Here is a 25,418-nt window from a genome sequence, read left to right as displayed (position 1 = left end):
GGCCTTTCGATACGCCTTTTCGCGCGCGACCGGACCGGTTTTGCGCCGGTTTCGGTCCGGCTTCAGTTGCCGTCGGCAGGGACCGGAGGGATGCGGTCAACCAGGTCGGTGATCACGCCATCGACGCCCCACGCCAGCAGCTGCGCCGCCCGTTCGGGGTCGTTGACGGTGTAGCAGGCGACCCGAAAGCCGGACTCGTGAGCCTTTTTCACCACATTCTCATCGAGTTCGCGGTGATTGACATCGAGCGCCACGCAATCGAGCTGGCGCAGCCGGTCCAGCCAGTCCGGCGGCAGCTTGTCCAGCAGCAAGGCGCGCGGCAGCGCGGGCGCGACCCGGCGCGCCGCCGCCAGGGCTTCCTGGGAGAACGAGGACAGCAATGGCGGCACGCTGGCGTCCGCCCACAGCGACAAGGCGTCCAGCGCCACGGCGGCGCCCGTACGGGCTTCCGCGCCCGGCACTGGCTTGATCTCGATGTTGGCGTGGAGATCGTTGGCGCGCAGATAGCGCGCCACGGCGGCCAGCGTCGGCACCGGTTCGCCAGCGAAGGCCGGTCCGTGCCAGGAACCCGCATCGAGCGATACCAGTTCCGCCAGGGTCAGCGCATCGGCCCTGCCCCGCCCGCTGGTGGTGCGGTCCAGCGTGGCGTCGTGCAGCAGCACCGCGCGCCCGTCGCCGGAGAGCTTGACGTCGAACTCGAACATCCGGTAGCCGAAGCTCGCGCCATGGCGCATTGCGGCCAGCGTGTTCTCCGGCGCCAGCTTGCCGGCGCCACGATGGGCGATGGTGCGGGGATAGGGCCAGGCGGGGAGGTTACGAGTATCGGTCGGCATGGGTGGCTTGACGGATATGGGGAAGGTCGGTGGTGCATTGCCCTCTCCCCCGGCCCCTCTCCCGCCGGGCGGGAGAGGGGAGAAAGACGGGCTCATGACATTCGCTGCGGACGGAGTGCCCTCTCCCCCGGCCCCTCTCCCGCCGGGCGGGAGAGGGGAGCAAACCGGCAGGGTGTCAGATCCGGTCGGTGTTCTCCCCTCGCCCGCTTGCGGGAGAGGGGTCGGGGGAGAGGGCATCGCGCGCCTCAAGCCTCGATACGCTTGCCCGTCTCGCGATCGAAGAAATGCAGATGATCGGCCGATGCCGTCACCGGCAGCCGCTCACCGGCACGGACATGCGCATGGCCGTCCAGCCGCGCCACCACCTGCTGGCCACCGAGCAGGCCATAGGCGTAGGAGTCCGCGCCCAGCGCCTCCACCACGCGCACATCGATATGGGCAATGGCGTCTTCCGGCGCGCAGGGCTCGACATGCTCGGGGCGCAGGCCCAGCAGCGCCTGCTCCGGCAGATGCAGGCCCATCGGCAAATGACCCAGCGTGGCGTCGGTCGGCTGCCCATCGGCGCCGAGCACACGCATCTGCGCCTGCGGGCCGGCGTTGCTGGAAACGAGGTCGTTACGCGTAACCGGGATCAGGTTCATCGGCGGCGAACCGATGAAGCTGGCGACGAAGGTGCTGGCGGGCCGGCTGTACACCTCCAGCGGCGTGCCGATCTGCTCGACGCGGCCGCCGTTGAGCACCATCATGCGGTCGGCCAGCGTCATGGCCTCGACCTGGTCGTGGGTCACGTACAGGCTGGTGGTGCGCAAGCGGCGATGCAGCTCCTTCAGCTCCAGGCGCATCTGCACGCGCAGCTTGGCGTCCAGGTTGGACAGCGGCTCGTCGAACAGGAACACCGACGGCTCGCGCACGATGGCGCGGCCCATGGCCACACGCTGGCGCTGGCCGCCGGAGAGCTGGCGCGGCTTGCGTTCCAGCATTGGCGCCAGTTCGAGGATGCCCGCGGCGTGCCGCACGCGCTGCTCGATCTCGGCCTTGGCCATGCCGCGGATCTTCAGGCCGTAGGCCATGTTGTCGTACACGCTCATGTGCGGGTACAGCGCGTAGTTCTGGAACACCATCGCGATATCGCGCTCGGCCGGTTCCAGCTGGTTGACCACCCGGTCGCCGATATGGACTTCGCCGCCACTGATGGTTTCGAGTCCGGCAACCATCCGCAGCAGCGTCGATTTGCCGCATCCCGACGGACCGACAATCACGATAAATTCGCCGTCGGCGATTTCCATGTCGATGCCGTGCACCGCGGTGACGTTGCCCGCGTAGGTCTTCTGTACGTTCCTGAGCGACAGTTTTGCCATCGTTGTTGTCTTCTGGGGCCGGTTGGGCCCGGGTTCAATGCGATTGTCTGTTTGGTGCCGGGGGCGGCGGTGGTCCACTGCCCTCTCCCCCGGCCCCTCTCCCGCAAGCGGGCGAGGGGAGCACACCGACGGGAATCGGGATGCTGGTGGATTGCTCCCCTCTCCCGCCCAGCGGGAGAGGGGTTGGGGGAGAGGGCAATTGACCCGAGCCCCCCCGAAAAAAACGCCCTACTTCTCCGTCTCCACCAGCCCCTTGACGAACCACTTCTGCATCAGCAGCACCACCACCGCCGGCGGGATCATCGCCAGCATCACGGTTGCCATGACCAGGTTCCATTCGGTGGCAGCGTCGCCGGAGCGCGAGATCATCTGCGTCACGCCCACCACCACCGGCGTCATCGACTTCTGCGTCGTGATCAGCAGCGGCCACAGGTACTGGTTCCAGCCGTAGATGAACTGGATGACGAACAGCGCCGCGATGCTGGTCTTGGACAGCGGCAGCACCACGTCGACGAAGAAGCGCATCGGGCTCGCGCCGTCGATGCGGGCCGCCTCGGCCAGCTCGTCGGGAATCGTCAGGAAGAACTGCCGGAACAGGAAGGTCGCCGTCGCCGACGCGATCAGCGGCACGGTCAGGCCCACATAGCTGTCGAGCATGCCCAGGTCCGACACCACCTCGTAGGTCGGCAGGATGCGCACTTCCACCGGCAGCATCAGCGTGATGAAGATCATCCAGAAGAAGGTCTTGCGCAGCGGGAACTTGAAGTACACCACGGCGAAGGCGGAGATGATCGAGATGGCGATCTTGCCCAGCGCGATACCCAGCGCCATCACCATGCTGTTCATCATCATGGTCGACACCGGCGAGGCGGCCACGCCCACGCCGGAGAACAGCACCGTGCGGTAGTTCTCCAGGAAGTGCGCGCCCGGAATCAGCGTCATCGGCGCATCGAGCACCTCTTCGGCCGTCAGCGTCGAGGCGACGAAGGTCACGTAGACCGGAAAGGCCACGATCAGGATGCCGACGATCAGCACCAGATGCGTGAGGAAGTCCAGGAAGGGACGGCGTTCTACCATGTCAGGGATGCCAGAAATTCGCGGAATAGTCGTTCGCCGGCGAGCCGGCAGCGGCGCGCCCTTCCCGCGGGGAAGGCGCGCCGGATTTCAGTACTGCACCTTGCGCTCGACGTAGCGGAACTGCACCACGGTCAGCAGGATCACGATGCCCATCAGCACCACGGACTGCGCGGCGGAACCGCCGATGTCCATGCCGCGGAAGCCGTCGTGGAACACCTTGTAGACCAGCGTGTTGGTCGAATTGAACGGACCGCCGTGCGTCACCGCGTCGATGATGGCGAACGTATCGAAGAAGGCATAGACGATATTGATCACCATCAGGAAGAACGTGGTCGGCGACAGCAGCGGAAACACGATCGACCAGAAGCGGCGCCACGGCCCTGCCCCGTCGATGGCGGCGGCCTCGATCAGCGAGCGCGGAATGCTCTGCAGCCCGGCGAGGAAGAACAGGAAGTTGTAGCTGACCTGCTTCCACGCGGCGGCAATGACCACCAGCAGCATCGCCTGGTTGCCATTGAGCAGGAAGTTCCAGTCGACGCCCAGCGCATGCAGACCGTACGAGACGATGCCCAGCGTCGGATTGAACAGGAACATCCACAGCACGCCGGCCACCGCGGGCGCGACCGCGTACGGCCAGATCAGCAGCGTCTTGTAGGCGGTCGCCGCGCGCAGGGCGCGATCGGCGAAATAGGCGAGCAGCAGCGCGAACGACATGCCGACCAGCGCCACGCCGGCGGCAAAGACCGCGGTGATGCGGAACGACTCCAGATAGTTCGGGTCGTTCCACAGCATCTCGAAGTTGGCGGCGCCGACGTATTCGAGGCTGATGCCGAAGGCGTCCTGCTGCAGGACGGACTGGTACAGCGCCTGGCCGGCGGGCCAGAAGAAAAAGACCAGCGTGATTGCGATCTGCGGCGCGACCAGCAGATACGGCAGCCAGGGCGAGCGAAAGACGACCCGTTTTTCCATGCGAGGTGAAAACTGAGGGGCCGGAAGCCGGCCCCGTAAGATGGGATAAGGCCGCTGCCGTCAGCCTTGCCCGCAGCGACGGGCAGGATGTGGCAGCGGCCGGCGGCCTTACTGGCGCGCGGTGCGCTGGAAGCGTTCCAGCAGCTCGTTGCCGCGCTTGACCGCGGTATCGAGCGCTTCCTTGGGCTCCTTCTTGCCGGCCCAGACGGCTTCCAGCTCTTCGTCGACCACGGTACGGACCTGGACCATGTTGCCCAGACGCACGCCGCGCGACTTGTCGGTGGTCTTCACGACCATCTGCTGCACCGACACGTCGGCGCCCGGGTTCTTCTCATAGAAACCGGACTTCTTCGTCAGCTCGTAGGCTGCCGTCGTCACCGGCAGGTAGCCGGTGGCCTGGTGCCAGTCGGCCTGAACTTCGGGGCGCGACAGGTAGCTGAAGAACTTGGCCACGCCCTTGTACTCGTCGGCCTTGCGACCGCTCATCACCCACAGCGAGGCGCCGCCGATGATGGTGTTCTGCGGAGCGCCCTGCACGTCCGGGTAGTACGGCAGCTGCGCCACGGCATAGGCGAACTTGGCGTTCTTGCGCACGTTGGCCAGCGTCGCCGACGAGCCGGTGAACATCGCGCATTCGCCGTTATAGAACTTGGCACCCGACTCCGCCTTGCGGCCGCCGTAGCTGAAGTAACCCTTCTTCACCATGTCCTGCAGGTTGCCGATGTGCTTGACATGCAGCGGGCTGTTGAACAGCAGGCGCGTATCGGTGCCGCCGAAGCCATTGTTCTTGCTCGAATACAGCGTGTTGTGCCACGCCGAGAAGCTCTCCAGATGGACCCAGCCCTGCCAGTCGGTGGTGTAGGCGCAGTTGCCGCCGGAGGCCTTGATCTTGGCGGAGTACTGCATCACTTCCGGCCAGGTCTTGGGCGGCTTTTCCGGATCGAGACCGGCCTTCTTGAAGGCGTCCTTGTTGTAATAGAACACCGTGGTCGAGCTGTTGAACGGGAACGACAGCATCTCGCCGCTAGCCGAGGTGTAGTAGCCGGCGACCGCGGGGATATAGACGCTCTGGTCAAACTTCTCGCCCGCTTCCTTCATCACCGTGGATACCGGCTTGATCGCGCCCTTGGCGCTCATCATGGTCGCGGTGCCGACTTCGAAGACCTGCAGGATGGCCGGCGCGCCACCGGCACGGAAGGCCGCAATGCCCGCCGCCATGGTCTCGTCGTAGTTGCCCTTGTTGACCGGCACGATCTTGTAGTCGGACTGGCTGGCGTTGAACTTGTTGGCGATCTCGTTCACCTTGTCGTTCAGCGCGCCTTGCATGGCGTGCCACCACTGGATCTCGACGGCGGCATGCGCGGTGCCGGCGCCGCACAGGGCTGCGGCAGCGGCAATTGCGGCGGCCAGCTTCGTGGTACGAGGAATGGACATCGACGGCTCTCCTTTTTTCGCTATCTTCGGGTCGGAATTCCGAGGCCGAATTTATGCATTTTTTATGACAGTCGGATGTTACTCCTCCGTACCCGTCACGCAAAAGGCGCGTTTGTACCAATGGAACCTTACGATTTCCTTTCGTGACGATTTGATGACATCCTCTAATCCGGTGCCCGGTACAATGCGCCGCCATGCAACCGATCCATACCCTAGACCCTTCTTCCCTGCGCCGGGTACGCGGCGTCCTGACCGATATCGACGGCACGCTGACCACCGGCGGACGCCTGCCCGCTGCCACCTACTCGGCGATCGACGCGCTGCGCCGGGCGGGACTGCACGTGATTCCGGTCACCGGCCGCTGCATCGCCTGGGCGGAGATCCTGACCCGGCTCTGGCCGGTGGACGCGATCATCGGGGAGAACGGCGCGTTCTACTCCCATCTGCGCGAGGGCCGTCTGCATACCCGCTACCTGGACGACGAGGCCACGCGGCGCCGCAACCTGGAGCGGATCGCCGAACTGGGCGCGCGCATCCTGCGCGAGGTGCCCGGCTGCGCGCTGGCCTCCGACCAGCACTGGCATGCGGCCGACCTGGCCGTCGACCATGCCGAGGATGTCGCGCCGCTGCCGCCGGCGGCGGTCGAGCGCATCGCCCTGATGATGCGTGAGGCCGGCATGACCGCCACGGTCAGCTCGATCCACGTCAACGGCTGGTTCGGCAGGCACGACAAGCTGAGCATGAGCCGGCTGTGCGTCGCGGAACTGCTGGGCGACGATGTGGACGCGAACAAGGAAGAGTGGCTGTTCATTGGCGACTCGGCCAACGATGCGGCCATGTTCGAGCACTTCCCGCTGTCGGTCGGCGTGGCGAACGTGCGCGAGGTGCTGCACGAGCTGCCGCATGCGCCAGCCTACGTCACCGACGCCGCGGGCGGCGAAGGCTTCGCCGAGATGGCCGCCCTGCTGCTGGCCGCCCGCCACGGCTGACCGGACTCGCCGCCGCGGCTGGCGGCGGGATGTCGCTACGCCGTCGCCGCGGCTTGCTATCATGCGCGGCTTTTCCGACTGACCGGCCATGCCGGGAACTCCCATGCCTCACGCCTGCGGCCTCGATTTCGGCACCTCCAATTCCACCGTCGGCTGGCTGCGGCCCGGCCAGCCCACCCTGCTGCCGCTCGAAGACGGGCGCGACTCGCTGCCATCGGTGCTGTTCTTCCACGCCGAGGAACCGCTGATCCGCTACGGCCGCGCGGCGCTGGCCGACTATCTGGCCGGTTACGAAGGGCGGATGATGCGTTCGCTCAAGAGCGTGCTGGGCACGTCGATGATCGAGGAAAGTACCGAGCTGATGGGCCGGCCGGTGCCATTTCGCGACCTGCTTGCCCACTTCATCGGTGAACTGAAGCGACGCGCGGAAGCGGCCGCGGGCGTGACCTTCGACCGCGCGGTGCTGGGCCGGCCTGTCCATTTCATCGACGACGACCCGGCCGCGGACCGGCTGGCCGAGGACACCCTGGGCGAGATCGCGCGAGCCGCCGGCTTTGCCGAGATCGAATTCCAGTTCGAACCGATCGCGGCCGCGTTCAACTACGAGGCGACGATGACGGCGGAGGCGCTGGTACTGGTGGCCGATATCGGCGGCGGCACCTCGGACTTCTCGCTGGTGCGCCTCTCCCCCGACCGTGCGAATCGCGCCGACCGCCGCGACGACATTCTGGCCAACGGCGGCGTCCATCTCGGCGGCACGGATTTCGACCAGCAGCTGAGCCTGGCCACCGCGATGCCGTGGCTTGGCCTGGGCGGCACGCTGCGCAACGGCAAGCCGATGCCGTCGGGCTACTACTTCGATCTGGCGGCCTGGCACACCATCAATCGCATCTACACTCGGAAGGCGCGCGCCCACGTGATGGACAACTATCGCGACGCGGCCGACACGGCTCCGCTGGACCGGCTGTTGCGGCTGATCGACGACCGCAGCGGGCATTGGCTGGCGATGCAGGTGGAAGAGGCGAAGATCGCGCTGTCCTCGAGCGAGGTGACGGAAATGGCGATGGACCGCATCGCGCCGGGCCAGACGTTGACGGTGTCCCGTCCCGCGTTCGACGCCGCGGTGGAAAAGCCCGTCGCTCGCATCGAAGCCGCGGTGCGCGCACTGTTGGCGGACGCCGGCGTGGCAGCCGAGCGCGTCGATACGGTGTTGTTTACCGGCGGCTCCAGCGGCGTGCCGGTGCTGCGCGAGCGCCTGTCGGCGCTGCTGCCGGCGGCGCGCAAGGTCGAGGGCGACCGCTTCGGCGGCATCGGCTCCGGTCTGGCCCTGGACGCGCGGCGCAAGTTCGGATGAGCCGCTGCCCGCGCCGCTCGCGCAGGGCAAGCGCGCCAGGCGCCGTCAATCGAAGCCCAGCTCCTGCAGCTTGCGGGTGATGGTGTTGCGGCCGATGCCAAGCCGCGTCGCCGCCTCGACCCGCCGACCGCGGGTCACGCCCAGCGCGGCTTCCAGCACCGCCTTTTCGAAGCGCCGCGTCAACGCGTCCATCACCTCCGGCTGCCCCGCTTCCAGCATGGCGCGGGCTTCGCCGGCCAGCAGGCTTTCCCAGCCGGGCGATGGCGCTGCCGCACTGCTTGCGCCCATGCCGGCGCCCATGCCAGCGCCCATGCCGGCGCCCATGCCGCCAAGCCCCCCAGCGGCTGTCGCAGCGAAGCCGGCCCCGCCGGCAAGGCTACCGTTCGGTGCCGGCCCGGCCGAGCCGCCGCCAAGACCCGCCATGCCGCCGAACGGCGCACCGGCCGGGCGTGCCATGAATCCGCTGGCTCCTGCCTCGCTCGCGCGCTCGCCGCCTGGCGCATCCGGCTCCGCGCCGCCTGCAAACCCGCTGCCGAACACGCTGCCGCCGGAGAAGCCGGCGGCTGCATTGCCGCCCTCCTCCGCCATCGCGGTGTCGCGCTCGAATGCCCGTGCACCGGCGTTGCCCGGCGCCATGCCGGCCAGACCCTGCCCCGCCGGGGGCACCGCCATGCCGCCGATCATCTCGCGCGGCAGATCCTTGACCTCGATGGTCTGCGCGGGCGCCATCACGGTCAGCCAGTTGCACAGGTTTTCCAGCTGCCGCACGTTGCCTGGAAACGGCAGCGTGCTGACATAAGACAGCGCTTCGTCGGACATGCGCTTGGGCTCGACGCCCAGTTCCTTTGCGCTCTTCTGCAGGAAATGGCGCGCCAGCAGCGTGATGTCTTCCGGCCGTTCGCGCAGCGACGGCAGCCGCAGCCGGATCACGTTGAGCCGGTGGAACAAGTCCTCGCGGAACAGCCCGTCCTTTACCCGCGTCTCCAGGTTCTGGTGGGTCGCCGCGATGACGCGCACATTGGCGCGCAGCGGACTGTGTCCGCCCACCCGATAGAAGTTGCCGTCGGACAGCACGCGCAGCAGGCGCGTCTGCAGGTCGAATGGCATGTCGCCGATTTCGTCGAGGAACAGCGTGCCGCCCTCGGCCTGTTCGAAGCGGCCGCGCCGCATGGTCTGCGCGCCGGTGAAGGCGCCGCGCTCGTGGCCGAACAGCTCCGATTCCAGCAGGTCCTTGGGAATCGCCGCGGTGTTCAGCGCGATGAAGGGGCCGCTCGCCCGCGGACTGTGCTTGTGCAGGGCCCGCGCCACCAGCTCCTTGCCGGTGCCCGACTCGCCGGTGATCAGCACCGTCACGTTCGATTGCGACAGCCGCCCGATCGCGCGGAACACGTCCTGCATCGCCGGCGCCTGGCCGAGAATCTCCGGCGCATCGAGCAGCCGGTCGTCGAGCTCCTCCTCGCGCAGGCTCTCTTCGAGCGCGCGGCGGATCAGCTCGACGGCCTTGTCCACGTCGAACGGCTTGGCCAGGTATTCGAATGCGCCGCCCTGGAACGCCGCCACCGCACTGTCCAGATCGGAGTACGCCGTCATCACGATCACCGGCAGGCCGGGATGGCGCGCCTTGATCGCCTGCAGCAGATCGAGGCCGGAGCCGCCGGGCATGCGGATATCGGAGATCAACACCTGCGGCTCGTCATCCTCCAGCGCGGCCAGCACGTCCCGCACATTGGTGAAGCTGCGCGACAGCAGGCTTTCGCGTGCGAGGGCCTTTTCGAGGACCCAGCGGATTGATTGATCGTCGTCGACTATCCAGATCGGCTTCATGTGCGTCGCTTGTCTGCTCGTTGATGCTCGGTGATTCGTTGGGCCGCGATCCGTCGCGCGCGGGTCAGGCGTTAGCGCAGTGGAAGCAGGATGCGGAAGTCGGTGCAGCCCGGCCGGCTCTCGCATTCGATCAAGCCCTCATGCTGCTGCACGAAGGTTTGCGCGAGTGTGAGACCGAGTCCGCTACCGCCATCGCGCCCTGAAACAAGGGGGTAAAAGATGCGTTCGCGGATGTCCTCGGGGATTCCCGGACCGTTGTCGATCACATGCAAGTCCAATGCCAGCTTGACCAGTTTTTTCGCGATCGTGACCTGCCGTGCGACGCGCGTTCTGAGTACGATCTGCGCATCGCCGCGGGCGATTCGCTCGGACAATGCCTGCGCCGCGTTATGGACGATGTTGAGCACCGCCTGGATCAGCTGCTCCATGTCCCCGCACAGCTCCGGCAGGCTCGCGTCATAGTCCCGCACGATCTCGAGGCCGCTCGGAAACTCGGCCAGCACCACCGAGCGCACGCGCTCCAGCACCTCGTGGATATTCAGCTCGCCGACGATATGCGGATGACGGTGCGGCTCCAGCAGCCGGTCCACCAGCGTCTGCAGCCGGTCCGACTCCTTGATGATGACCTGCGTGTACTCGCGCAGCCCGCGCTCGGGCAATTCGAATTCGAGCAGCTGGGCGGCGCCACGGATGCCGCCCAGCGGGTTCTTGATCTCGTGCGCGAGATTGCGGATCAGCTCCTTGTTGGCCGAGGTCAGGTCGAGGATCCGCTCCTCGCGCTCGCTGCGCACCTTCTGCTCGTTGGGCAACACCTCGACCAGCGCCACGCCGGGCACGCCATCGATACTGCCGATCACCACATGCGCGTGCATCGGCTCGCGCTGCGCCGGCTGCAGCACCACATCCTGGCGCCGCGCATCGACATGGCGCGTCAGTACCGAGTCGATCATGCCGTCCAGTTCCTCGGCGCCGCTGAACAGCTGGTCCAGCGACTGCTCCTGCATCGTCTTGCGCGACAGCCCGAAGCTGGCTTCCGCCGCCGGGTTGGCGAACACCACCCGCATGCCGGGCTGGCGCACCAGCAGCACCGGGTTCGGCATCATGTCCAGGCCCGGGCAGAACGGCGCGATGTTGACGCCGACCTCGTCGCCGGCCGGGTTGCGGTCCGCGCCTCCTACCTTGCGAGAAACGCTGCGAATAAGCCGACGCATGCTGCTGTCCTTTCGATTCAGTCTCTGAGATTGGCCAGTTCTCGCCGCAGCGCGGCGGAATTGGCCTCGGCGCGCCCGATGTCCTCGCGCAGCGCCTGCAGGGATTCACCGTTGCCGTTGCCCTGCCCACCCTGCTGCCCCGCCAGCCCGATCGCGCGGGCGCGCAATTGGGCCAGCCGCGCCTGCTCGGCATCGAGTTCGTGCTCCAGCACCGCGCGACGGTCGTTGTCCCGCAGCCGCTGCGTCGCGGCATCGATGCGGGGAAACCCCGCCGCCGCCGGCGCGTCGCGCCTGCCGCCGTTCACCGCGCCTGCCGAACCGCCGCCCGAGCGCGCCGCGCCGGGGACGCGGGACCCGCCGGGCACGGACACCACCTCCGGCATGTCCAGCCGCCGGCAACCCTTGCCCGCGCTGTCGTTGCGGTATTCCGGCACGTTGCCGGGACCTTCGCACAGCCAGATCGTCGAGGCCCGTGCCGGCACCACGCTCAGGCGCCCGTCCAGCGCGGGGTCCACCGCGCCCAGGCACGCCAGCGCGCACAACAATTGGGCCCCGCGCACCAGAAACGGGGCACCAGCGCTGTGCGCCGTGCCGACGCCGGCTTCGTGGGTCGACTTGCGGATCTTGCGAATCTTGCGGATGCGGACTGCGACGGACATGGCTCGAACGGGTACGGTTCCGGACGACTGGGAAGAGCCCAATTCTAGCGAGGCAAACAAAAAGGGACAGCCGAAGCCGCCCCCTTGCAGTGCAATGCAACCGCCGGTTGCCCGGCACGCGCCCGGCAACCGTCGGCGATTACAGCGAGTAGTACATCTCGAACTCGATCGGATGGGTGGTCATGCGGAAGCGCGTGACTTCCTCCATCTTCAGTTCGATGTAGGCATCGATCATCGAGTTGGTGAACACACCGCCACGGGTCAGGAACTCGCGGTCCTGGTCCAGGTGCTCGAGGGCCTGATCCAGGCTCGCGCACACGGTCGGGATCTTCGCGTCTTCTTCCGGCGGCAGGTCGTACAGGTTCTTGTCCGCGGCTTCGCCCGGGTGAATCTTGTTCTGCACGCCGTCCAGACCGGCCATCATCAGCGCCGAGAAGCCCAGGTACGGGTTCATCAGCGGATCCGGGAAGCGGGTCTCGATGCGGCGGCCCTTCGGGTTGGCCACATACGGGATGCGGATCGAAGCCGAACGGTTGCGGGCCGAGTAGGCCAGCTTCACCGGCGCTTCGAAGCCCGGCACCAGACGCTTGTACGAGTTCGTGCCCGGATTGGTCAGCGCATTCAGCGCGCGCGCATGCTTGATGATGCCGCCGATGTAGTACAGCGCGAAGTCGGACAGGCCGGCGTAGCCGTTGCCCGCGAACAGGTTCTGGCCGTCCTTCCAGATCGACTGGTGCACGTGCATGCCCGAGCCGTTGTCGCCCACCACCGGCTTCGGCATGAAAGTCGCCGTCTTGCCGTAGGTGTGCGCAACGTTCTGGATCACGTACTTCTGCAGCTGGGTCCAGTCGGCGCGCTGCACCAGCGTGCTGAACTTGGTGCCGATCTCGTTCTGGCCCTGGCCCGCCACTTCGTGGTGGTGCACTTCAACCGGGATGCCCAGCGATTCGAGGATCAGGCACATTTCCGAACGCATGTCCTGGAAGGTGTCGATCGGTGCGACCGGGAAGTAGCCGCCCTTCTTGCCCGGACGGTGACCGCTGTTGCCGTGTTCGAATTCGCGCGACGACGACCACGGCGCCTCTTCCGAGTGGATCTTGACGAAGCAGCCCTGCATGTCGACGTTCCAGGTCACGCCGTCGAAGATGAAGAACTCGGGCTCCGGACCGAAGAAGGCGGTATCGCCCAGGCCGGTGCTCTTCAGATAGGCTTCGGCGCGCTTGGCGATCGAACGCGGATCGCGGTCGTAGCCCTTGCCGTCCGACGGCTCCACCACGTCGCAGGTCAGCACCAGCGTGGGCTCTTCGTAGAACGGATCGATATGGGCGGTGTTCGGGTCCGGCATCAGCAGCATGTCGGAGGCTTCGATGCCCTTCCAGCCAGCGATGGACGAGCCGTCGAAAGCATGGCCACTTTCGAACTTGTCTTCACCGAAGTGCGAGGTCGGCACGGACACGTGCTGTTCCTTGCCCTTGGTGTCGGTGAAACGGAAGTCGACAAACTTGACGTCGTTCTCCTGCACCAGCTTCATCACATCTGCAACGCTCTGCGCCATGCCTTTCTCCTGGTAATTCGGCTTGAGTCAGTGAATGCCATTCTTCGCCAGCCGCCGCGCGAGTCATGCGCCTTGGGCAACCGGCCATCAAAGGGACGGACGATGTTAGCAGATTGCGTGCCAGACAATTCCTACGTGCGCCCCATGACAGGGCGTGTCAGCCGGGGTGGGTAGGTCCGCACGCCCTGTCAACGGGCATGTGCCGACCTTTCGCCGGGTGTCCCGGAACCGGTGCAACCCTGCCAGAACAAGCGCCGGCACCGCTGTGGCGCATTTGCGGTCGCTACGTCGCTTGCCAATGCCTCTCCCGGGCTCTGGTCTTTGGTGGCCCTCGAACGCAGGCGAAGCGCCTGTCGGTGTGTGCCAAGAGCTGTCATGCGGGTGACGCTTGAGGCCCATCGACCGAAACACAGGCGCGCAAGCTGGCAGAAAGCCGCGCACAGAGTCAGTGCATTTGATTCTTCATCGCACCTTGTTGGTGCACCAAACCCGCAGCGGCACCATTCTCGGGCACAGGATGTCCCCGCGCTGCAAGTCGTCGTTCGACCGTCCCACTGGCGGGAGTAAAATGCCCCTCCACCCGCCCTCCGTCGCGCCGGCTTCCCGATGCCTCCCGGGGCGGGAGTGTCCCAACCTTCGATGACCCGCCGATGACCACACGAGACGAACTGCTCCAGGCCGCCAATGCGCGCCAGCAACAGGACCAATTGCCCTACTACGGCGCCCTGACGCCCCAACAGGCGTGGGACCTGCTGCAGGCCGATCCAAAGGCCGTGCTGGTGGATGTGCGCACCCAGGCCGAGCTGGACTGGGTCGGCGGCCCGGCGCTGCCGGAAGAGAAGATGGTCCACGTCGAATGGTCGAGCTACCCGGGCGGCCAGCAGAATCCGCGCTTCGTCGAAGAGCTGCAGGCACGCGTGCCCAAGGACGCCCCGGTCCTGTTCCTGTGCCGCAGTGCCGCACGCTCCAAGCACGCGGCGCGCGTCGCGACGCAGGCTGGCTACCAGTTGGCGATGGACGTGCTGGAAGGGTTCGAAGGCGCCCGCGACACCGAGCACCACCGCAAGACGGTCGAGGGCTGGTGCGTGCGCGGGCTGCCGTGGCATGGGGCGTGATTCTGCCCTTGTGCTGAACGCGGCCGGCGCGTTCCATTGCTGACGAAACAGGCCTCCTTGCGGAGGCCTCTTTGCTCCCTGGTTCCCGGGGACAAGGGCCCGCCTTATCGCCTGCGCACAGGACCCGGAGCCACGAGCGCGGCGGGCAGCTCGCTGGAATACGCGATGCCGACGGGCCGAATCGCGGCGGGCTGCTTCGCCCAGCCTCGTTCGATACTGCCAAGCAACACCTGCATGCCCCGCTTGTGCAAGGCGATGATCTCCGGCCGCGGTTCCTTGGCCGGCCTGGCCGCGGGCTCAAGCCGGGAATGCACCTGCTTACGTACGCTCATACCCATGGAACCCTCCGGTTTGCTGAGCAGGCCTGATGACACAACGGAACGTCACGCCGTAGGACCCGCTTTCGAAGCGTTTGCCTACGCGCGCATAGAGGCGTTCCAGCTGGCCGGTCTGCGGTAGGTAGAAGTATTGTGGCACGTCGGGAAAGGCGCCGGCGTGAACGGCGAGTGCCCTCCCGAGCAGATCCGCAAATCGCCAAACCATATTCGGATTGGGCAATGGCCAGTACCGCGCGTCGAACATGGTTTCGCCATCGGCTTCGGCTCGCATGAACTTGACGAGCCGCCCGGAAGCAGCAGGCGTGAAGCCGTTCGCCCATCCGTCCGCCGTCTCCTGTACCCACTGCCGATTGCCGCCAGCGTAGACCAGGGCGCTGGCGAAAAAAACGACGAAGCGCAGCAGGCCAAGCGCGATACCGATCACCTCGATTCCCGTTTCGCCAGCGGTCATTGGCTGCGTGATGGCCGCGTGAGCGGCATCAGCGGCATCCTTCTTCGGCGTGTCCGCAAACAGGTGGGCAAGCAACGCAGGGGTAATGTAGTGGTACATGAGCAGGCAGTCGCGGAAGACCAGGCCGCGAGTTTCCGCCCCTCAACGCACATCGAATACCAGGACTTCCGAAAACCTATCGATTCTTAACATCGTGACGAAATTGTTAAGAACACCGGCCTCGGGACGGCAGACCGATCCGCCCGAGCTTGCCTGAAACCTATCCCTCCATCAATTCCCGGATCGCCCCCGGCAACGGCACCGACTTCTCTTCCTCGTAGCTGCACCAGACGACCTTCGCCCCACCATCGGCGAAGACGACGTCCGGCTCGTCGGTACGGAGGATCTCGGTGCGGGTCTCGAAGCTGCTGCGTCCCGGTGCGCCGGCGTAGAGCCGTAGTTCCACCTCGCCGGGATAGCGCAGCTGGCGGCGAAAGTTCATGTGCGCGTTGACGATGACCGGCCCGTGGCCGTGCTCGTCGCGGCCCGAGCAACCCAGCGATTCGAACCATTCGATCCGGGCCTGTTCGAGATAGCGGAAATAGATGGTGTTGTTGACATGGCCCATCGCGTCCATGTCGCCCCAGCGAATGGGCATGCGCAGCGTGAAGACATGCTTCATCGGATCTCCGGCGCAGTGGTTGGTCAGGCAAGGCAACGGCGGCGAGGGCCGGCGAAACAGGCAGCCGGCCTTCGCCCCCGTCAACGGATCAACGCTTGGCGATCGCCGCTTCCGCCTTGGTCACCAGGTCCGTGCCGATCTGCTTCTTCCACTTGTCGTAGACCTTGGCCGTTGCCTTGCGGAAAGCGTCGTGCTCGGCCGGCGACAGATGCGTGACCTTGACGCCGTGCGCCTCCATTTCCTTCCATGCGGGGGCGCCCGGCTCGGCCAGGCCCTTGCGGGCCAGCGCCGTCTCCTGCTTGCCGGCGTCCAGCGCGGCCTGGCGGACGATCTCGCGGTCGGCGGGCGTCCAGCTCTCCCACACCTGCTTGTTGACGACGAAGATCAGCGGGTCGGCGACATAGCCCCAGGTAGTGACGAACTTCTGGCCCACGGTGTACAGCTTGGCCGCGGCGAACACCGACTGCGGGTTCTCCTGGCCATCGACGGCGCCCGAGGCCATCGCCGGCTGTGCGTCGGCCCAGCTCATCTGGGTCGGGTTGGCGCCCAGCGCGTTGAAGGTGTCGATATACAGCGGCGATCCCACCACCCGCAGCTTCAGTCCCTTCAGGTCTTCCGGCTTGCGGATTTCGCGCTTCGAGTTCGACACTTCACGGAAGCCGTTCTCGCCCCAGGCGAGCGGCACCACGCCGGCCTTCTCCAGCCGCTCGAACAGCGACTTGCCGACCTCGCCCTGCGTCAGCGCGTCCAGCGCCTTGTAGTCGGGCATCAGGAACGGCAGCGAGAACAGGTTCAGCTCGCGCACCTGCGGCGACCAGTTGATGGTCGAGCCGATCGCCATGTCGATGACGCCCTGCCGGATCGCCGAGAACTCCCGGGTCTGGTCGCCGGCCACCAGCGACGTGCCGGGATACAGCTTGATATTGATACGGCCGTTGGTGCGCTGGCGCACCAGGTCGGCCCAGATCTCGCCACCCTTGCCCCACGGGAACGCGGGACCGAGCACCAGCGACATCTTGTATTCGGACTTGTAGGTCTGGGCGACCGCGCTTGCCGGGGCAAGCGCCGCGGCGGCAAGGGTGGCGGCCACGGACAGCATCAGGGCACGGCGTTTCATCGTCTGCATCTCCTCTCGAATCGAGTTCGTTATTTCAACTGGGTCCGCATGGACCGGGGTCCTGCGGCGGGCCCACGCTCAATAGCCGAGCCGGGCCGGCAGCCACGTGGCAAGCGGCGGATAGGCAAGCACAAGGACCATCGCACCGAACATCGCCAGCAGCATCCAGATCACCCATGGCACGGTCTCTTCCATCCGCACGCGGGCGATCCGGCACGACACCATCAGGTTCACCGCCAGCGGCGGCGTGAACTGGCCGAGCGCGACCTTCAGCGTCAGCACCACGCCGAACCACACCGGGTCCCACTGGAAGGCATTGGCGATCGGCAGCAGCAGCGGCACGAAGATCAGGAAGATGGAAATGCCGTCGAGGAACATGCCGACGGTGATCAACAGCAGCACGATCAGCGCGAGCACGCCGTACTCGCCGAGTCCGGAGTTGGCGATGGCTTGCGCCAGCGGGTCGATCACGCCCAGCGTGGACAGCGCATAGGCGAAGATGCCGGCCAGCGCCACTACCAGCAGGATCACCGCCGAGGTTTCACTGGCCTCGCGAAAGATCACGAACAGGTCGCGCATGCCGATGGTGCGGTACACCACCATGCCGACGAAGAGACCGTAGACGACCGCGACGACGGCGGCCTCGGTCGGGGTGAACCAGCCGGCGCGCATGCCGCCGAGAATCAGCACCGGGGCGAACAGGCCCCAGGCGGCCTCGCGCAGGCTGCGCCAGAACGGCGGACGCGGCAGCGACGCTTCGGCCGCGCCCATGCCATGCCGGCGCGACAGCCATACCGCCGGCACGATCAGCGCGAGTCCGGCCAGCACGCCGGGAATCATGCCGGCGGCAAACAGCGCCGGCACCGAGGCGCCGGGCACCAGCACGCTGTAGACGATGAACGCCACCGAGGGCGGAATCAGGATGTCGGTCGCGGCCGCGGCGCCCACCACCGCGGCGCTGAACGAGCCGGGATAGCCGGCGCGCGCCATCGCCGCGATCATCACGCCGCCGACGGCGGCGGCGTTGGCCGGCCCGGAGCCGGAGATCCCGCCCAGGAACATCGCCACGACGATGGCCACCAGCGGCAGCATGCCCGGGCCGCGTCCCACCACGGCGATGGCCAGCGTCACCAGACGCTGCGCGACACCGGAACGATCGAAGATCGAGCCGACCAGCACGAACATGGGGATGGCCAGCAGCGGATACTTGGCCAGCCCCGCGTAGAAATTCTGCGGCCCGGCCAGCAGCCCGAACATCTGCGTGTCCAGGTTCGACAGGCCGATGGCCGCGACGCCGCCCAGGCCAAGCGCCACGCCGATCGGCACGCCCAGCAGCATCAGCACGATGAAGACGGCGAACAGGACGATGGCGATCAGCGTCATGCCCGCTCCCTGCCAGTCTGCGCCGCCACATGCAGCGCCTTCAGCGCGCGGACGTTGCGCGCCGCCAGTCCAAGCGCGCGCAGCGCAATGCCGGCGGACAGCAGCGGCAGCCAGATCGAGTACCACCAGCTCGGCACGCCGATGCCGGGCGAGGTCTCGCCGTACTGGTACTCGTCCCAGGTCACGCGGGCGCCGAGCACCGCCAGCCCGGCGAACATCAGGGCGACCGCCAGCGCGCTGAGGATCGCCAGCCGGCGTTGCCGGGCCTCGCTACCTCGTTCGAAGAAGAATTCGATGCGGATATGCCGATCGCGTGCCACCGCGGCGCTGCCGCCGACCAGCGCCAGCACGATCATCAGGAAGACCGAGAACTCCTCGGTCCAGGCGAAGGATTCGTCGGTCAGGTAGCGCACCACCACATTGGCGAAGGTGATGAAGACCAGCAACGCCATCACGATCACGCCGATCCAGTCCTCGACCCGGGGGCTGACGCGAAAATCGCTGTCCGCGGCGGAATCGAGGGGATCGGTGACGATGGCGGAGTCGATCGCGCGCTGTGGCGCGCCGTGGTCGCGCGCGTCATGCTGGCCCGGGCGCGTTTGCCCAGGCGACTGGACAGGGTCCTTTGCAGAACCCTGCTTGCGCAGTTGTTCCGGTTGTTGCGTCATCTCCCCGGCCTCCGGTCCGGCTCGCGGCCGGGCTGCGGCCCCGGCGCGATGGTGCTTGGCGCCTGCTGGCGCGCTTGTGAGTTTGCTTCTGATCCGCGCATGGCGGCGTTCGGACGCCGCTGGCCATTATGCCGGGCAGGCGTCGAGCGGACCACCTCCATTTCCCTAGGGATACGTCGGCATGAAGGCGGTCTGGCAGCGGCCCGACGCCCGAGGGGACCGGATAAGCCCCGGGCGGAAAACGCCGGCCCCGCTTCTGGCGGAACGCGGACAGGCAGCTGCGTTGGCGGCAGGCGGTCGACGGGCACCGGGCTGGTGGCCGCCGCACCGATGCGGCACTGATGCGGCTGGCTTTATACCATACCGTCGTCCGCGGTGATCACCGCCCCATTGATGAATTGCGACTGGTCGGAGGCCAGCAGCAGCAGCAGTCCGTCGAGGTCTTCGGGCTTGCCCAGGCGCTTGCGCGGCAGCAGCTGGATCAGCTTCTGGCCGGCATCGGTGTCCCAATGATGATGGTTGATATCGGTATCGATATAGCCCGGGCAGATGGCATTGACATTGATGCCGTGGCGGGCCCATTCCAGCGCCATCGCCTTGGTCATATGCACCACCGCGGCCTTGCTCATGCAGTAGACGCCGATCTGCGACAGCACCTTCAGGCCCGCCACCGAAGCGATATTGACGATGCGCGATTGCGGCAGCGGCGTGCCGTTGCGCTCCGCGCCCTTGGCCCGCGCGATCATCCGCTTGGCCACTTCCTGGGCAACGAAAAACGCCCCTCGCGTATTGGTATCGAAGACGAAATCGAAATCCTCGGCGGTGACGTCCGTCAGCTTCTGCGTGGTCGACACGCCGGAGTTGTTGACCAGGATATCGATCGCGCCCGCCTCGGTCTCGGCATGGGCGACGCAGGCGCGGATGCTGTCCGGATCGGTGACGTCCAGCGGCACGACATGCGCGCTGCCGCCGTCGGCCTCGATCGCCGCCCGCAACTCCTTGAGCCGTTCCGCGCGGCGCGACGCCAGCACGACCTTGGCCCCGGCGGAGGCCATCACCTGCGCGAAACGCATGCCAAGGCCGCTCGATGCGCCGGTGACAAGCGCGACTTTCCCTTCCAGATTGATCGACAGGCCCATGGTTCTCTCGGTAAGGCGCGATACAGGGCTGCGCCCCGCATCGCGCAAAGTTTGTGCGATGTTCGGTTCATTCCGGCGTTTCGGCCATTGCTGCCGTTGCCGCCTCTCCGGCCGCGCCTTATGATGGCGCACCGCGATCAGAAAAAAGAACGGTCGTTCAAAAAAATGTCTTGCCTGTGGGTGTCGAGTCCCGGACAATGCCGGAGATTCTAAGAACTCGGGCAGAAAAAAGGAACTCCGGGCCGGCCGACCCCGCGTAAACGCCTAAGGCCGCGCGCCGGTCCATCGAGCAGATCGCCCCGCAAATTCAGTACTGCCAAGATCAAAAGGGTTAGAGACAATGGATCAGCAACAGCTCGTGGAGCAGTTCGGCCCCCGCGAATCCATGGAATACGATGTCGTCATCGTCGGTGGCGGTCCCGCCGGCCTGGCGACGGCGATCCGCCTGAAGCAGCTGGCGCAGCAGAACGGCACCGAGGTCAATGTCTGCGTGCTGGAAAAGGGTTCCGAGCCCGGCGCGCACATCCTGTCCGGCGCCATCATGGACCCGCGCGCGCTGACCGAGCTGCTGCCCGACTGGAAGGAACTCGGCGCGCCGCTGAACCAGCCGGTGACCGAAGACAAGTTCCTGTTCCTGAACGAAACCGGCTCGCGCGGCACGCCGCCCGCGCTGCTGCCCGAGTGCTTCCATAACGAAGGCAACTACATCGTCAGCCTGTCGAACTTCGTGCGCTGGCTGGGCCAGCAGGCCGAAGCGGTCGGCGTGGAGATCTTCCCCGGCTTTCCGGCGGCGGAGGTGCTCTACAACGAGGACGGCTCGGTCAAGGGCGTGGCCACCGGCAACCTGGGCATCGGCAAGGATGGCGAACCGACCGAGAACTTCCAGCTCGGCATGGAGCTGCACGCGAAGTACACCATCTTCGCGGAAGGTTCGCGTGGCCATCTGGGCCGCCACCTGATCTCGCACTTCAAGCTCGACCAGGGCAAGGACCCGCAGAGCTACGGCATCGGCCTGAAGGAGCTGTGGGAAATCGACCCGTCCAAACACCAGCCGGGCCTGGTCGTGCATACCGCCGGCTGGCCGCTCGATCCTGCCACCTATGGCGGCTCCTTCCTCTATCACATGGAGGACAACAAGGTCGCGGTGGGCTTCGTGGTGGGTCTGGACTACACCAATCCGTGGCTGTCGCCCTTCGAGGAATTCCAGCGCTTCAAGACGCATCCGGAAATCCGCGGCTACTTCGAGGGCGGCAAGCGGATCGGCTATGGCGCCCGCGCCATCACCGCGGGCGGCCTGCTGTCGCTGCCGAAGACGGTGTTCCCGGGCGGCGCGCTGGTCGGCTGCGACGCCGGCTATCTGAACGCCTCGCGCATCAAGGGCAGCCACGCGGCGATCAAGACCGGCATGCTGGCCGCCGAGGCCGCGTATGACGCGCTGCAGGCCGGCCGCCAGCACGACGAGCTGAGCGCCTACCCGGCCGCGTTCGAAGCGAGCTGGCTGTACAAGGAACTGCTGCAGGCGAAGAACTTCAAGCAGTGGTTCAAGAAGGGCCGCACCACCGCCACGCTGATGACCGGCATCGAGCAATGGCTGCTGCCCAAGCTGGGCATCCGCAACCCGCCCTGGACCCTGCACCGCGAAAAGCCGGACCACGTCTATCTGAAGCCGGCTGCCGAGTGCGAGAAGATCGTCTATCCCAAGCCGGACGGCAAGCTGACCTTCGACCGCCTCAGCTCGGTGTTCATCAGCAACACCAACCACGAGGAAAACCAGCCGGCCCACCTGACGCTGAAGGACCCGAGCGTACCGGTGGAGATCAACTGGAACCGCTTCGCCGGCCCCGAAAGCCGCTATTGCCCGGCTGGTGTCTACGAGTTCGTCAAGGCCGAGGACGGTGGCGAGCGTCTGCAGATCAATGCGCAGAACTGCGTGCACTGCAAGACCTGCGACATCAAGGACCCGACCCAGAATATCGTCTGGGTGACGCCGGAAGGCGGCGGCGGCCCGAACTACGTCGGCATGTAATGATGTGACTCCCCTCTCCCGTCATGCGGGAGAGGCCGGGGAGAGGGTAACGCCGCGCAACCGACGACCGTCAATCGTTCAGCCCCCCCACTGCCCTCTCCCCCAACCCCTCTCCCACAAGTGGGAGAGGGGAGCGGAACCACAATCCTCAGCTCGCCCTTCCCTCGCCGATGTCCACCGGCGCCTGGTTCTGCGCCTCGCGCAGCCGCATCGACGATGCTGCGAGCATCTGTTCGTAGATAAAGCAGTGCAGTAGTGCTGCCTCGCGTTCGCCCAGCATGCCGAACGACACCCCGAACGCAGGAAACTCGCTATCCGACGCTTCGCGCGACTGCTGGCGGACCCACGCGTCCAGCGTGACCTCGCTGTCCGTCCCCGCGGTGCGCAGCACGAAACGCAGCCGCACGCGCGAGCCCGCGGGCGGCATCGGCGCCGCGGTCTGCACCAGCGCGCCGCCAGTACTCATATCCGACAGCACGGCCAGGCGTCCCGTCTGCGCATCGTCATGTACGAGCAATTGCGCGGCAAGCCGCGTCGGCACGCGCGGACTGCTGCGTACCGGAATCTGTTCGACCTGGGTCGGATCGGACAGCACCAGATAACGGAACGGGCTGCGGCAAACCGCGGTGACGGTGCAGAGGAAGCTCTGGATGCTGCGCCCGGTGAAGCCGCGCAGCAGCACCTGTTCGCCCGCCTGGAACTGGACGTCGCGTCCGTTGAACTGGGGCCAGCTGGCGAACAGACCGTGTTCGATGAAGCCGATCAGACGGCTTGCCGCCGCCCGGCCCGGATCGCTCGGCGACTTGATCTGCAGCAGCGTGCCGACCTGCAGCCCCAGCGAGCCCGCCGGCTGGCAACCCGACGAGCCGCTGGCCGGCGAGTCGGACGTTGCGGCGCCACCGTGCAGCTCGGCCGCGGCGGGACCGTCGTCCTCATCTGGCCGGCAGACATCGCCGTGGCGGAACACCAGGGCGACATCCCTGCCGTCGGCCAGCACATTGCCGCTGCCCAGCAACAGGTTTCCTTCGCCGTCGAGCAGCGACCAGGGCAGGGGCTGCCCGACCGGCAGGTCGTTCGGTTTCAATGGGATCATGGCTTTTCCGGTTGTCGCCCTCGGATGGGGCGTAGCGCGGGCACGACGCGCGCAAGGCCGAGGGGGCCGTCGTGCCGTCCCTCTGAAAAGCCCTATCGGCGCGCCAGGCCAATGCTTTACCCCCCCCACCGGAGGGGGCCGGGGCTGCATCCCTGCCTGCCGCCGGCTTGACCCCTCCCCGCCTTTCCGCGAAAATCGCCAAAAGCTGTCAGACAGCCTGACAGCATCACACTCGTTCAGGAGCCGCTCTGGAACCGCTCGCCCGCCCCTCCTCGCTCGCCGCGCGCGTTGCCGCCGCCATGCGCGCCGAGATCTCGGCAGGACGGTTGGCGGCCGGCGGCCGCTTGCCGGCCGAAGCGGCGCTGGCCACCAGCTTCTCCGTCAGCCGCCCGGTCGTGCGCGAGGCCATCGCGCAGCTGAAGGCGGACGGCGTGCTGGTGACGCGCAAGGGCTCCGGAACCTACGTTTCCGCCACGCCCGGCGGACAAGTGTGGCGGCTGCCCTCGGACGACGACAACGCGCCGACGCTGCCGCAGCTGTTCGAGCTGCGAATGACGGTGGAGACCGCCTGCGCGGAACTGGCAGCACGCCGCCGCACGCCGGCCGATATCGATGCCATCCACCTCACGCTCGACGCGATGCGGCGCGATGCCGGCGACTTCGGCCGCGCCGCGCAGGCCGATATTGCTTTCCACCAGGCCATCGCCCGCGCCGCGCACAACCCCTGCTTCACCGGCCTGACCGATTTCGTCGGCCAGCAGATGCTGGCGGCGCGGCATGCCGCCTGGGAGAACGCGGCGCGCGCCCATGGCGGTGCGCACGGCGCCGATGCCGAACACGAAGCGCTCGCCACCGCCATCGAAGCCGGTGACGCCCGCGCAGCCGGCAAGGCGGCCAGGCGGCATCTGGAGGGCGCGGCCAGGCGCATGGGCCTTCGGCTCGACTGAACGACGGTCAGGACAACGATCGGACAACAACCAGCGGCCGGCATCCCGGCCGCCCAGATACAGAGGGACAGCAATGGAATCGGTGGATTGCGTGGTGATCGGCGCCGGCGTAGTGGGACTCGCAATCGCGCGCTCGCTTGCCATGGCCGGACGCGAGGTCATCGTGCTGGAGGCGGAAAACACCTTCGGCACCATCACCAGCGCACGCAACAGCGAGGTGATCCATGCCGGCATCTACTACCCCGCCGGCTCGCTGAAGGCGGCCCTGTGCGTGCGCGGCAAGGCCATGCTGTACGACTATTGCCGGAGCCACCACATCGCCCATCAGCGCTGCGGCAAGCTGATCGTCGCCACCAGTGCCGCCCAGCTCGCCACGCTGGAAGCGATCCGCGCCAAGGCCGCGGTCAACGGCGTGGACGATCTGCGCCTGCTGACGCGCGAGGAAGCGCTCGCGCTGGAGCCGAACCTGCGATGCGACGCGGCGCTGCTGTCGCCGTCTACCGGCATCATCGACAGCCACGGCCTGATGCTGGCGCTGCTGGGCGACGCCGAGCAGCATGGCGCGATGCTGGCAGTGCAGTCGCCGGTGCTGCAGGGCAAGGCCACGCCGGAGGGCATCGTGCTCGAAGTGGGCGGCGGCATGGGCGAAGGAATGGGCGAAGGAATGGGCGACGGAACGTCCAGCACGCTGCTGGCCCGCACCGTGGTCAACGCCTCGGGCCTGACCGCGCCGGCGCTGGCGCGCCGCATCGAAGGCATGCCCGCCACGGCCATCCCGCCACAGTACTACGCCAAGGGCTGCTATTTCACGCTGGCCGGCCGCGCACCGTTCTCGCGCCTGATCTACCCGGTGCCCGAAGCCGCTGGCCTGGGTGTCCATCTGACACTGGACCTGGGTGGCCAGGCGCGTTTCGGCCCCAATGTCCGCTGGATCGACGAGATCGAGTACGGGGTGGATCCGGCGGACGCCGACGTCTTCTACGACGAGGTGCGCCGCTACTGGCCGGCGCTCGCCGATGGGGCGCTACAGCCCGGCTATGCCGGCATCCGGCCGAAGATCAACGCGCCCGACGAGCCGGCCGCCGATTTTCGCATCGACGGCCCGGCGGTACACGGCATCCCGGGGCTCGTGCACCTGTACGGCATCGAGTCGCCGGGGCTGACCGCGTCGCTGGCGATTGGCGAGTACGTCGCCGCGCTGTGCTGATGCGTTGCTG

Annotated in this window: 23 protein-coding genes; 6 read left to right on the top strand and 17 right to left on the bottom strand. The window is 66.9% G+C overall.

Annotation, left to right across the window (positions count from 1 at the left end):
- Window positions 1–62 precede the first annotated feature (62 nt).
- The 5 genes from ugpQ to ugpB form a co-directional block, all read right to left on the bottom strand.
- The gene (gene ugpQ, locus K6V06_RS17540) at window positions 63–833 is read right to left on the bottom strand and encodes a glycerophosphodiester phosphodiesterase (protein WP_222245409.1); all 771 of its coding nucleotides are present in this window, start codon (window positions 831–833) and stop codon (window positions 63–65) included.
- A 245-nt stretch (window positions 834–1,078) separates the two neighbouring features.
- On the bottom strand, window positions 1,079–2,191 hold the full coding sequence (locus tag K6V06_RS17535) for a sn-glycerol-3-phosphate import ATP-binding protein UgpC (protein WP_222245408.1): 1,113 nt from the start codon (window positions 2,189–2,191) through the stop codon (window positions 1,079–1,081).
- Between the two features lie 228 nt (window positions 2,192–2,419).
- Entirely contained in the window at window positions 2,420–3,268 is an 849-nt protein-coding gene (gene ugpE, locus K6V06_RS17530) for a sn-glycerol-3-phosphate ABC transporter permease UgpE (RefSeq protein ID WP_222245407.1), read from the bottom strand.
- 87 nt (window positions 3,269–3,355) lie between these two features.
- A complete protein-coding gene (gene ugpA / locus K6V06_RS17525) occupies window positions 3,356–4,237 on the bottom strand; it encodes a sn-glycerol-3-phosphate ABC transporter permease UgpA (RefSeq protein WP_222245406.1) in 882 nt (293 codons plus the stop codon).
- Between the two features lie 108 nt (window positions 4,238–4,345).
- The gene (gene ugpB / locus K6V06_RS17520) at window positions 4,346–5,671 is read right to left on the bottom strand and encodes a sn-glycerol-3-phosphate ABC transporter substrate-binding protein UgpB (protein ID WP_222245405.1); all 1,326 of its coding nucleotides are present in this window, start codon (window positions 5,669–5,671) and stop codon (window positions 4,346–4,348) included.
- 194 nt (window positions 5,672–5,865) lie between these two features.
- Between ugpB and K6V06_RS17515 the strand changes: the two genes are divergently transcribed.
- Window positions 5,866–6,660, top strand: coding sequence for an HAD-IIB family hydrolase (locus K6V06_RS17515; protein WP_222245404.1), 795 nt, complete (start codon window positions 5,866–5,868; stop codon window positions 6,658–6,660).
- A 103-nt stretch (window positions 6,661–6,763) separates the two neighbouring features.
- Window positions 6,764–8,014, top strand: a complete 1,251-nt coding sequence (locus tag K6V06_RS17510) for an Hsp70 family protein (protein ID WP_222245403.1) — start codon at window positions 6,764–6,766, stop codon at window positions 8,012–8,014.
- 45 nt (window positions 8,015–8,059) lie between these two features.
- Here the strand turns inward: K6V06_RS17510 and ntrC are convergent, their stop codons facing one another.
- The 4 genes from ntrC to K6V06_RS17485 form a co-directional block, all read right to left on the bottom strand.
- Entirely contained in the window at window positions 8,060–9,838 is a 1,779-nt protein-coding gene (gene ntrC / locus K6V06_RS17500) for a nitrogen regulation protein NR(I) (protein ID WP_255581922.1), read from the bottom strand.
- Window positions 9,839–9,909: 71 nt separating this feature from the next.
- Window positions 9,910–11,049, bottom strand: a complete 1,140-nt coding sequence (gene glnL / locus K6V06_RS17495; protein ID WP_222245402.1) for a nitrogen regulation protein NR(II) — start codon at window positions 11,047–11,049, stop codon at window positions 9,910–9,912.
- Window positions 11,050–11,066: 17 nt separating this feature from the next.
- Window positions 11,067–11,708, bottom strand: coding sequence for a DUF4124 domain-containing protein (locus tag K6V06_RS17490; RefSeq protein ID WP_255581921.1), 642 nt, complete (start codon window positions 11,706–11,708; stop codon window positions 11,067–11,069).
- Between the two features lie 139 nt (window positions 11,709–11,847).
- Window positions 11,848–13,263: a 3-hydroxylaminophenol mutase gene (locus tag K6V06_RS17485; RefSeq protein WP_222245401.1), complete on the bottom strand. Its 1,416-nt coding sequence runs from the start codon at window positions 13,261–13,263 to the stop codon at window positions 11,848–11,850.
- Window positions 13,264–13,913: 650 nt separating this feature from the next.
- On the opposite strand from K6V06_RS17485, the gene K6V06_RS17480 reads away from it, so the two are divergent.
- A complete protein-coding gene (locus tag K6V06_RS17480) occupies window positions 13,914–14,378 on the top strand; it encodes a rhodanese-like domain-containing protein (protein WP_222245400.1) in 465 nt (154 codons plus the stop codon).
- Between the two features lie 104 nt (window positions 14,379–14,482).
- Here K6V06_RS17480 and K6V06_RS17475 read toward each other — a convergent pair whose 3' ends face one another.
- The 7 genes from K6V06_RS17475 to K6V06_RS17445 form a co-directional block, all read right to left on the bottom strand.
- Window positions 14,483–14,710 carry a hypothetical protein gene (locus K6V06_RS17475; RefSeq protein WP_222245399.1) on the bottom strand — a complete coding sequence of 76 codons (228 nt, stop codon included), beginning with the start codon at window positions 14,708–14,710 and terminating at the stop codon, window positions 14,483–14,485.
- Window positions 14,697–15,266: a hypothetical protein gene (locus K6V06_RS17470; RefSeq protein WP_222245398.1), complete on the bottom strand. Its 570-nt coding sequence runs from the start codon at window positions 15,264–15,266 to the stop codon at window positions 14,697–14,699. The genes K6V06_RS17475 and K6V06_RS17470 overlap by 14 nt, the downstream gene beginning before the upstream one ends.
- 160 nt (window positions 15,267–15,426) lie before the next feature.
- Complete coding sequence (locus K6V06_RS17465) at window positions 15,427–15,828, bottom strand: thioesterase family protein (protein WP_222245397.1); 402 nt, start codon at window positions 15,826–15,828, stop codon at window positions 15,427–15,429.
- 88 nt (window positions 15,829–15,916) lie between these two features.
- Window positions 15,917–16,945, bottom strand: coding sequence for a DctP family TRAP transporter solute-binding subunit (locus K6V06_RS17460; RefSeq protein WP_222245396.1), 1,029 nt, complete (start codon window positions 16,943–16,945; stop codon window positions 15,917–15,919).
- A 78-nt stretch (window positions 16,946–17,023) separates the two neighbouring features.
- Window positions 17,024–18,328, bottom strand: coding sequence for a TRAP transporter large permease (locus K6V06_RS17455; protein WP_222245395.1), 1,305 nt, complete (start codon window positions 18,326–18,328; stop codon window positions 17,024–17,026).
- The gene (locus K6V06_RS17450; protein ID WP_222245394.1) at window positions 18,325–18,996 is read right to left on the bottom strand and encodes a TRAP transporter small permease; all 672 of its coding nucleotides are present in this window, start codon (window positions 18,994–18,996) and stop codon (window positions 18,325–18,327) included. Before K6V06_RS17450 ends, K6V06_RS17455 begins: the two co-directional genes overlap by 4 nt.
- Before the next feature lie 353 nt (window positions 18,997–19,349).
- Window positions 19,350–20,135, bottom strand: coding sequence for an SDR family oxidoreductase (locus K6V06_RS17445; protein WP_222245393.1), 786 nt, complete (start codon window positions 20,133–20,135; stop codon window positions 19,350–19,352).
- Between the two features lie 340 nt (window positions 20,136–20,475).
- Between K6V06_RS17445 and K6V06_RS17440 the strand changes: the two genes are divergently transcribed.
- Complete coding sequence (locus K6V06_RS17440; protein WP_222245392.1) at window positions 20,476–22,161, top strand: electron transfer flavoprotein-ubiquinone oxidoreductase; 1,686 nt, start codon at window positions 20,476–20,478, stop codon at window positions 22,159–22,161.
- A gap of 148 nt (window positions 22,162–22,309) precedes the next feature.
- Here the strand turns inward: K6V06_RS17440 and K6V06_RS17435 are convergent, their stop codons facing one another.
- Entirely contained in the window at window positions 22,310–23,254 is a 945-nt protein-coding gene (locus K6V06_RS17435; RefSeq protein ID WP_222245391.1) for a flagellar brake protein, read from the bottom strand.
- 248 nt (window positions 23,255–23,502) lie between these two features.
- Here K6V06_RS17435 and K6V06_RS17430 point away from each other — a divergent pair, with 248 nt between their 5' ends.
- Window positions 23,503–24,201 (top strand): FadR/GntR family transcriptional regulator, encoded by a 699-nt coding sequence (locus tag K6V06_RS17430; RefSeq protein WP_222245416.1) that lies wholly within the window; start codon window positions 23,503–23,505, stop codon window positions 24,199–24,201.
- Window positions 24,202–24,274: 73 nt separating this feature from the next.
- The gene (locus tag K6V06_RS17425; RefSeq protein WP_222245390.1) at window positions 24,275–25,408 is read left to right on the top strand and encodes an NAD(P)/FAD-dependent oxidoreductase; all 1,134 of its coding nucleotides are present in this window, start codon (window positions 24,275–24,277) and stop codon (window positions 25,406–25,408) included.
- Window positions 25,409–25,418: the final 10 nt, after the last annotated feature.

Origin of the sequence: Cupriavidus sp. AU9028, from assembly GCF_019795295.1 — a bacterium.
In the GTDB taxonomy this organism is placed as follows: domain Bacteria; phylum Pseudomonadota; class Gammaproteobacteria; order Burkholderiales; family Burkholderiaceae; genus Cupriavidus.
Note: the sequence above shows the minus strand (reverse complement) of the source record. Positions and strands in the feature narration are given on the sequence as shown.

What these genes read in the sequence shown, in the direction of transcription:
- K6V06_RS17465 (WP_222245397.1), bottom strand. Translation starts at nt 15,828, where the DNA reads ATGAAGCATGTCTTCACGCTGCGCATGCCCATTCGCTGGGGCGACATG.
- K6V06_RS17470 (WP_222245398.1), bottom strand. Translation starts at nt 15,266, where the DNA reads ATGTACCACTACATTACCCCTGCGTTGCTTGCCCACCTGTTTGCGGAC.
- K6V06_RS17440 (WP_222245392.1), top strand. Translation starts at nt 20,476, where the DNA reads ATGGATCAGCAACAGCTCGTGGAGCAGTTCGGCCCCCGCGAATCCATG.
- K6V06_RS17485 (WP_222245401.1), bottom strand. Translation starts at nt 13,263, where the DNA reads ATGGCGCAGAGCGTTGCAGATGTGATGAAGCTGGTGCAGGAGAACGAC.
- glnL (WP_222245402.1), bottom strand. Translation starts at nt 11,049, where the DNA reads ATGCGTCGGCTTATTCGCAGCGTTTCTCGCAAGGTAGGAGGCGCGGAC.
- K6V06_RS17510 (WP_222245403.1), top strand. Translation starts at nt 6,764, where the DNA reads ATGCCTCACGCCTGCGGCCTCGATTTCGGCACCTCCAATTCCACCGTC.
- ugpE (WP_222245407.1), bottom strand. Translation starts at nt 3,268, where the DNA reads ATGGTAGAACGCCGTCCCTTCCTGGACTTCCTCACGCATCTGGTGCTG.
- K6V06_RS17535 (WP_222245408.1), bottom strand. Translation starts at nt 2,191, where the DNA reads ATGGCAAAACTGTCGCTCAGGAACGTACAGAAGACCTACGCGGGCAAC.
- ntrC (WP_255581922.1), bottom strand. Translation starts at nt 9,838, where the DNA reads ATGAAGCCGATCTGGATAGTCGACGACGATCAATCAATCCGCTGGGTC.
- K6V06_RS17435 (WP_222245391.1), bottom strand. Translation starts at nt 23,254, where the DNA reads ATGATCCCATTGAAACCGAACGACCTGCCGGTCGGGCAGCCCCTGCCC.
- ugpB (WP_222245405.1), bottom strand. Translation starts at nt 5,671, where the DNA reads ATGTCCATTCCTCGTACCACGAAGCTGGCCGCCGCAATTGCCGCTGCC.
- K6V06_RS17490 (WP_255581921.1), bottom strand. Translation starts at nt 11,708, where the DNA reads ATGTCCGTCGCAGTCCGCATCCGCAAGATTCGCAAGATCCGCAAGTCG.
- K6V06_RS17460 (WP_222245396.1), bottom strand. Translation starts at nt 16,945, where the DNA reads ATGAAACGCCGTGCCCTGATGCTGTCCGTGGCCGCCACCCTTGCCGCC.
- K6V06_RS17475 (WP_222245399.1), bottom strand. Translation starts at nt 14,710, where the DNA reads ATGAGCGTACGTAAGCAGGTGCATTCCCGGCTTGAGCCCGCGGCCAGG.
- K6V06_RS17450 (WP_222245394.1), bottom strand. Translation starts at nt 18,996, where the DNA reads ATGACGCAACAACCGGAACAACTGCGCAAGCAGGGTTCTGCAAAGGAC.
- ugpQ (WP_222245409.1), bottom strand. Translation starts at nt 833, where the DNA reads ATGCCGACCGATACTCGTAACCTCCCCGCCTGGCCCTATCCCCGCACC.
- K6V06_RS17445 (WP_222245393.1), bottom strand. Translation starts at nt 20,135, where the DNA reads ATGGGCCTGTCGATCAATCTGGAAGGGAAAGTCGCGCTTGTCACCGGC.
- K6V06_RS17480 (WP_222245400.1), top strand. Translation starts at nt 13,914, where the DNA reads ATGACCACACGAGACGAACTGCTCCAGGCCGCCAATGCGCGCCAGCAA.
- ugpA (WP_222245406.1), bottom strand. Translation starts at nt 4,237, where the DNA reads ATGGAAAAACGGGTCGTCTTTCGCTCGCCCTGGCTGCCGTATCTGCTG.
- K6V06_RS17425 (WP_222245390.1), top strand. Translation starts at nt 24,275, where the DNA reads ATGGAATCGGTGGATTGCGTGGTGATCGGCGCCGGCGTAGTGGGACTC.
- K6V06_RS17455 (WP_222245395.1), bottom strand. Translation starts at nt 18,328, where the DNA reads ATGACGCTGATCGCCATCGTCCTGTTCGCCGTCTTCATCGTGCTGATG.
- K6V06_RS17515 (WP_222245404.1), top strand. Translation starts at nt 5,866, where the DNA reads ATGCAACCGATCCATACCCTAGACCCTTCTTCCCTGCGCCGGGTACGC.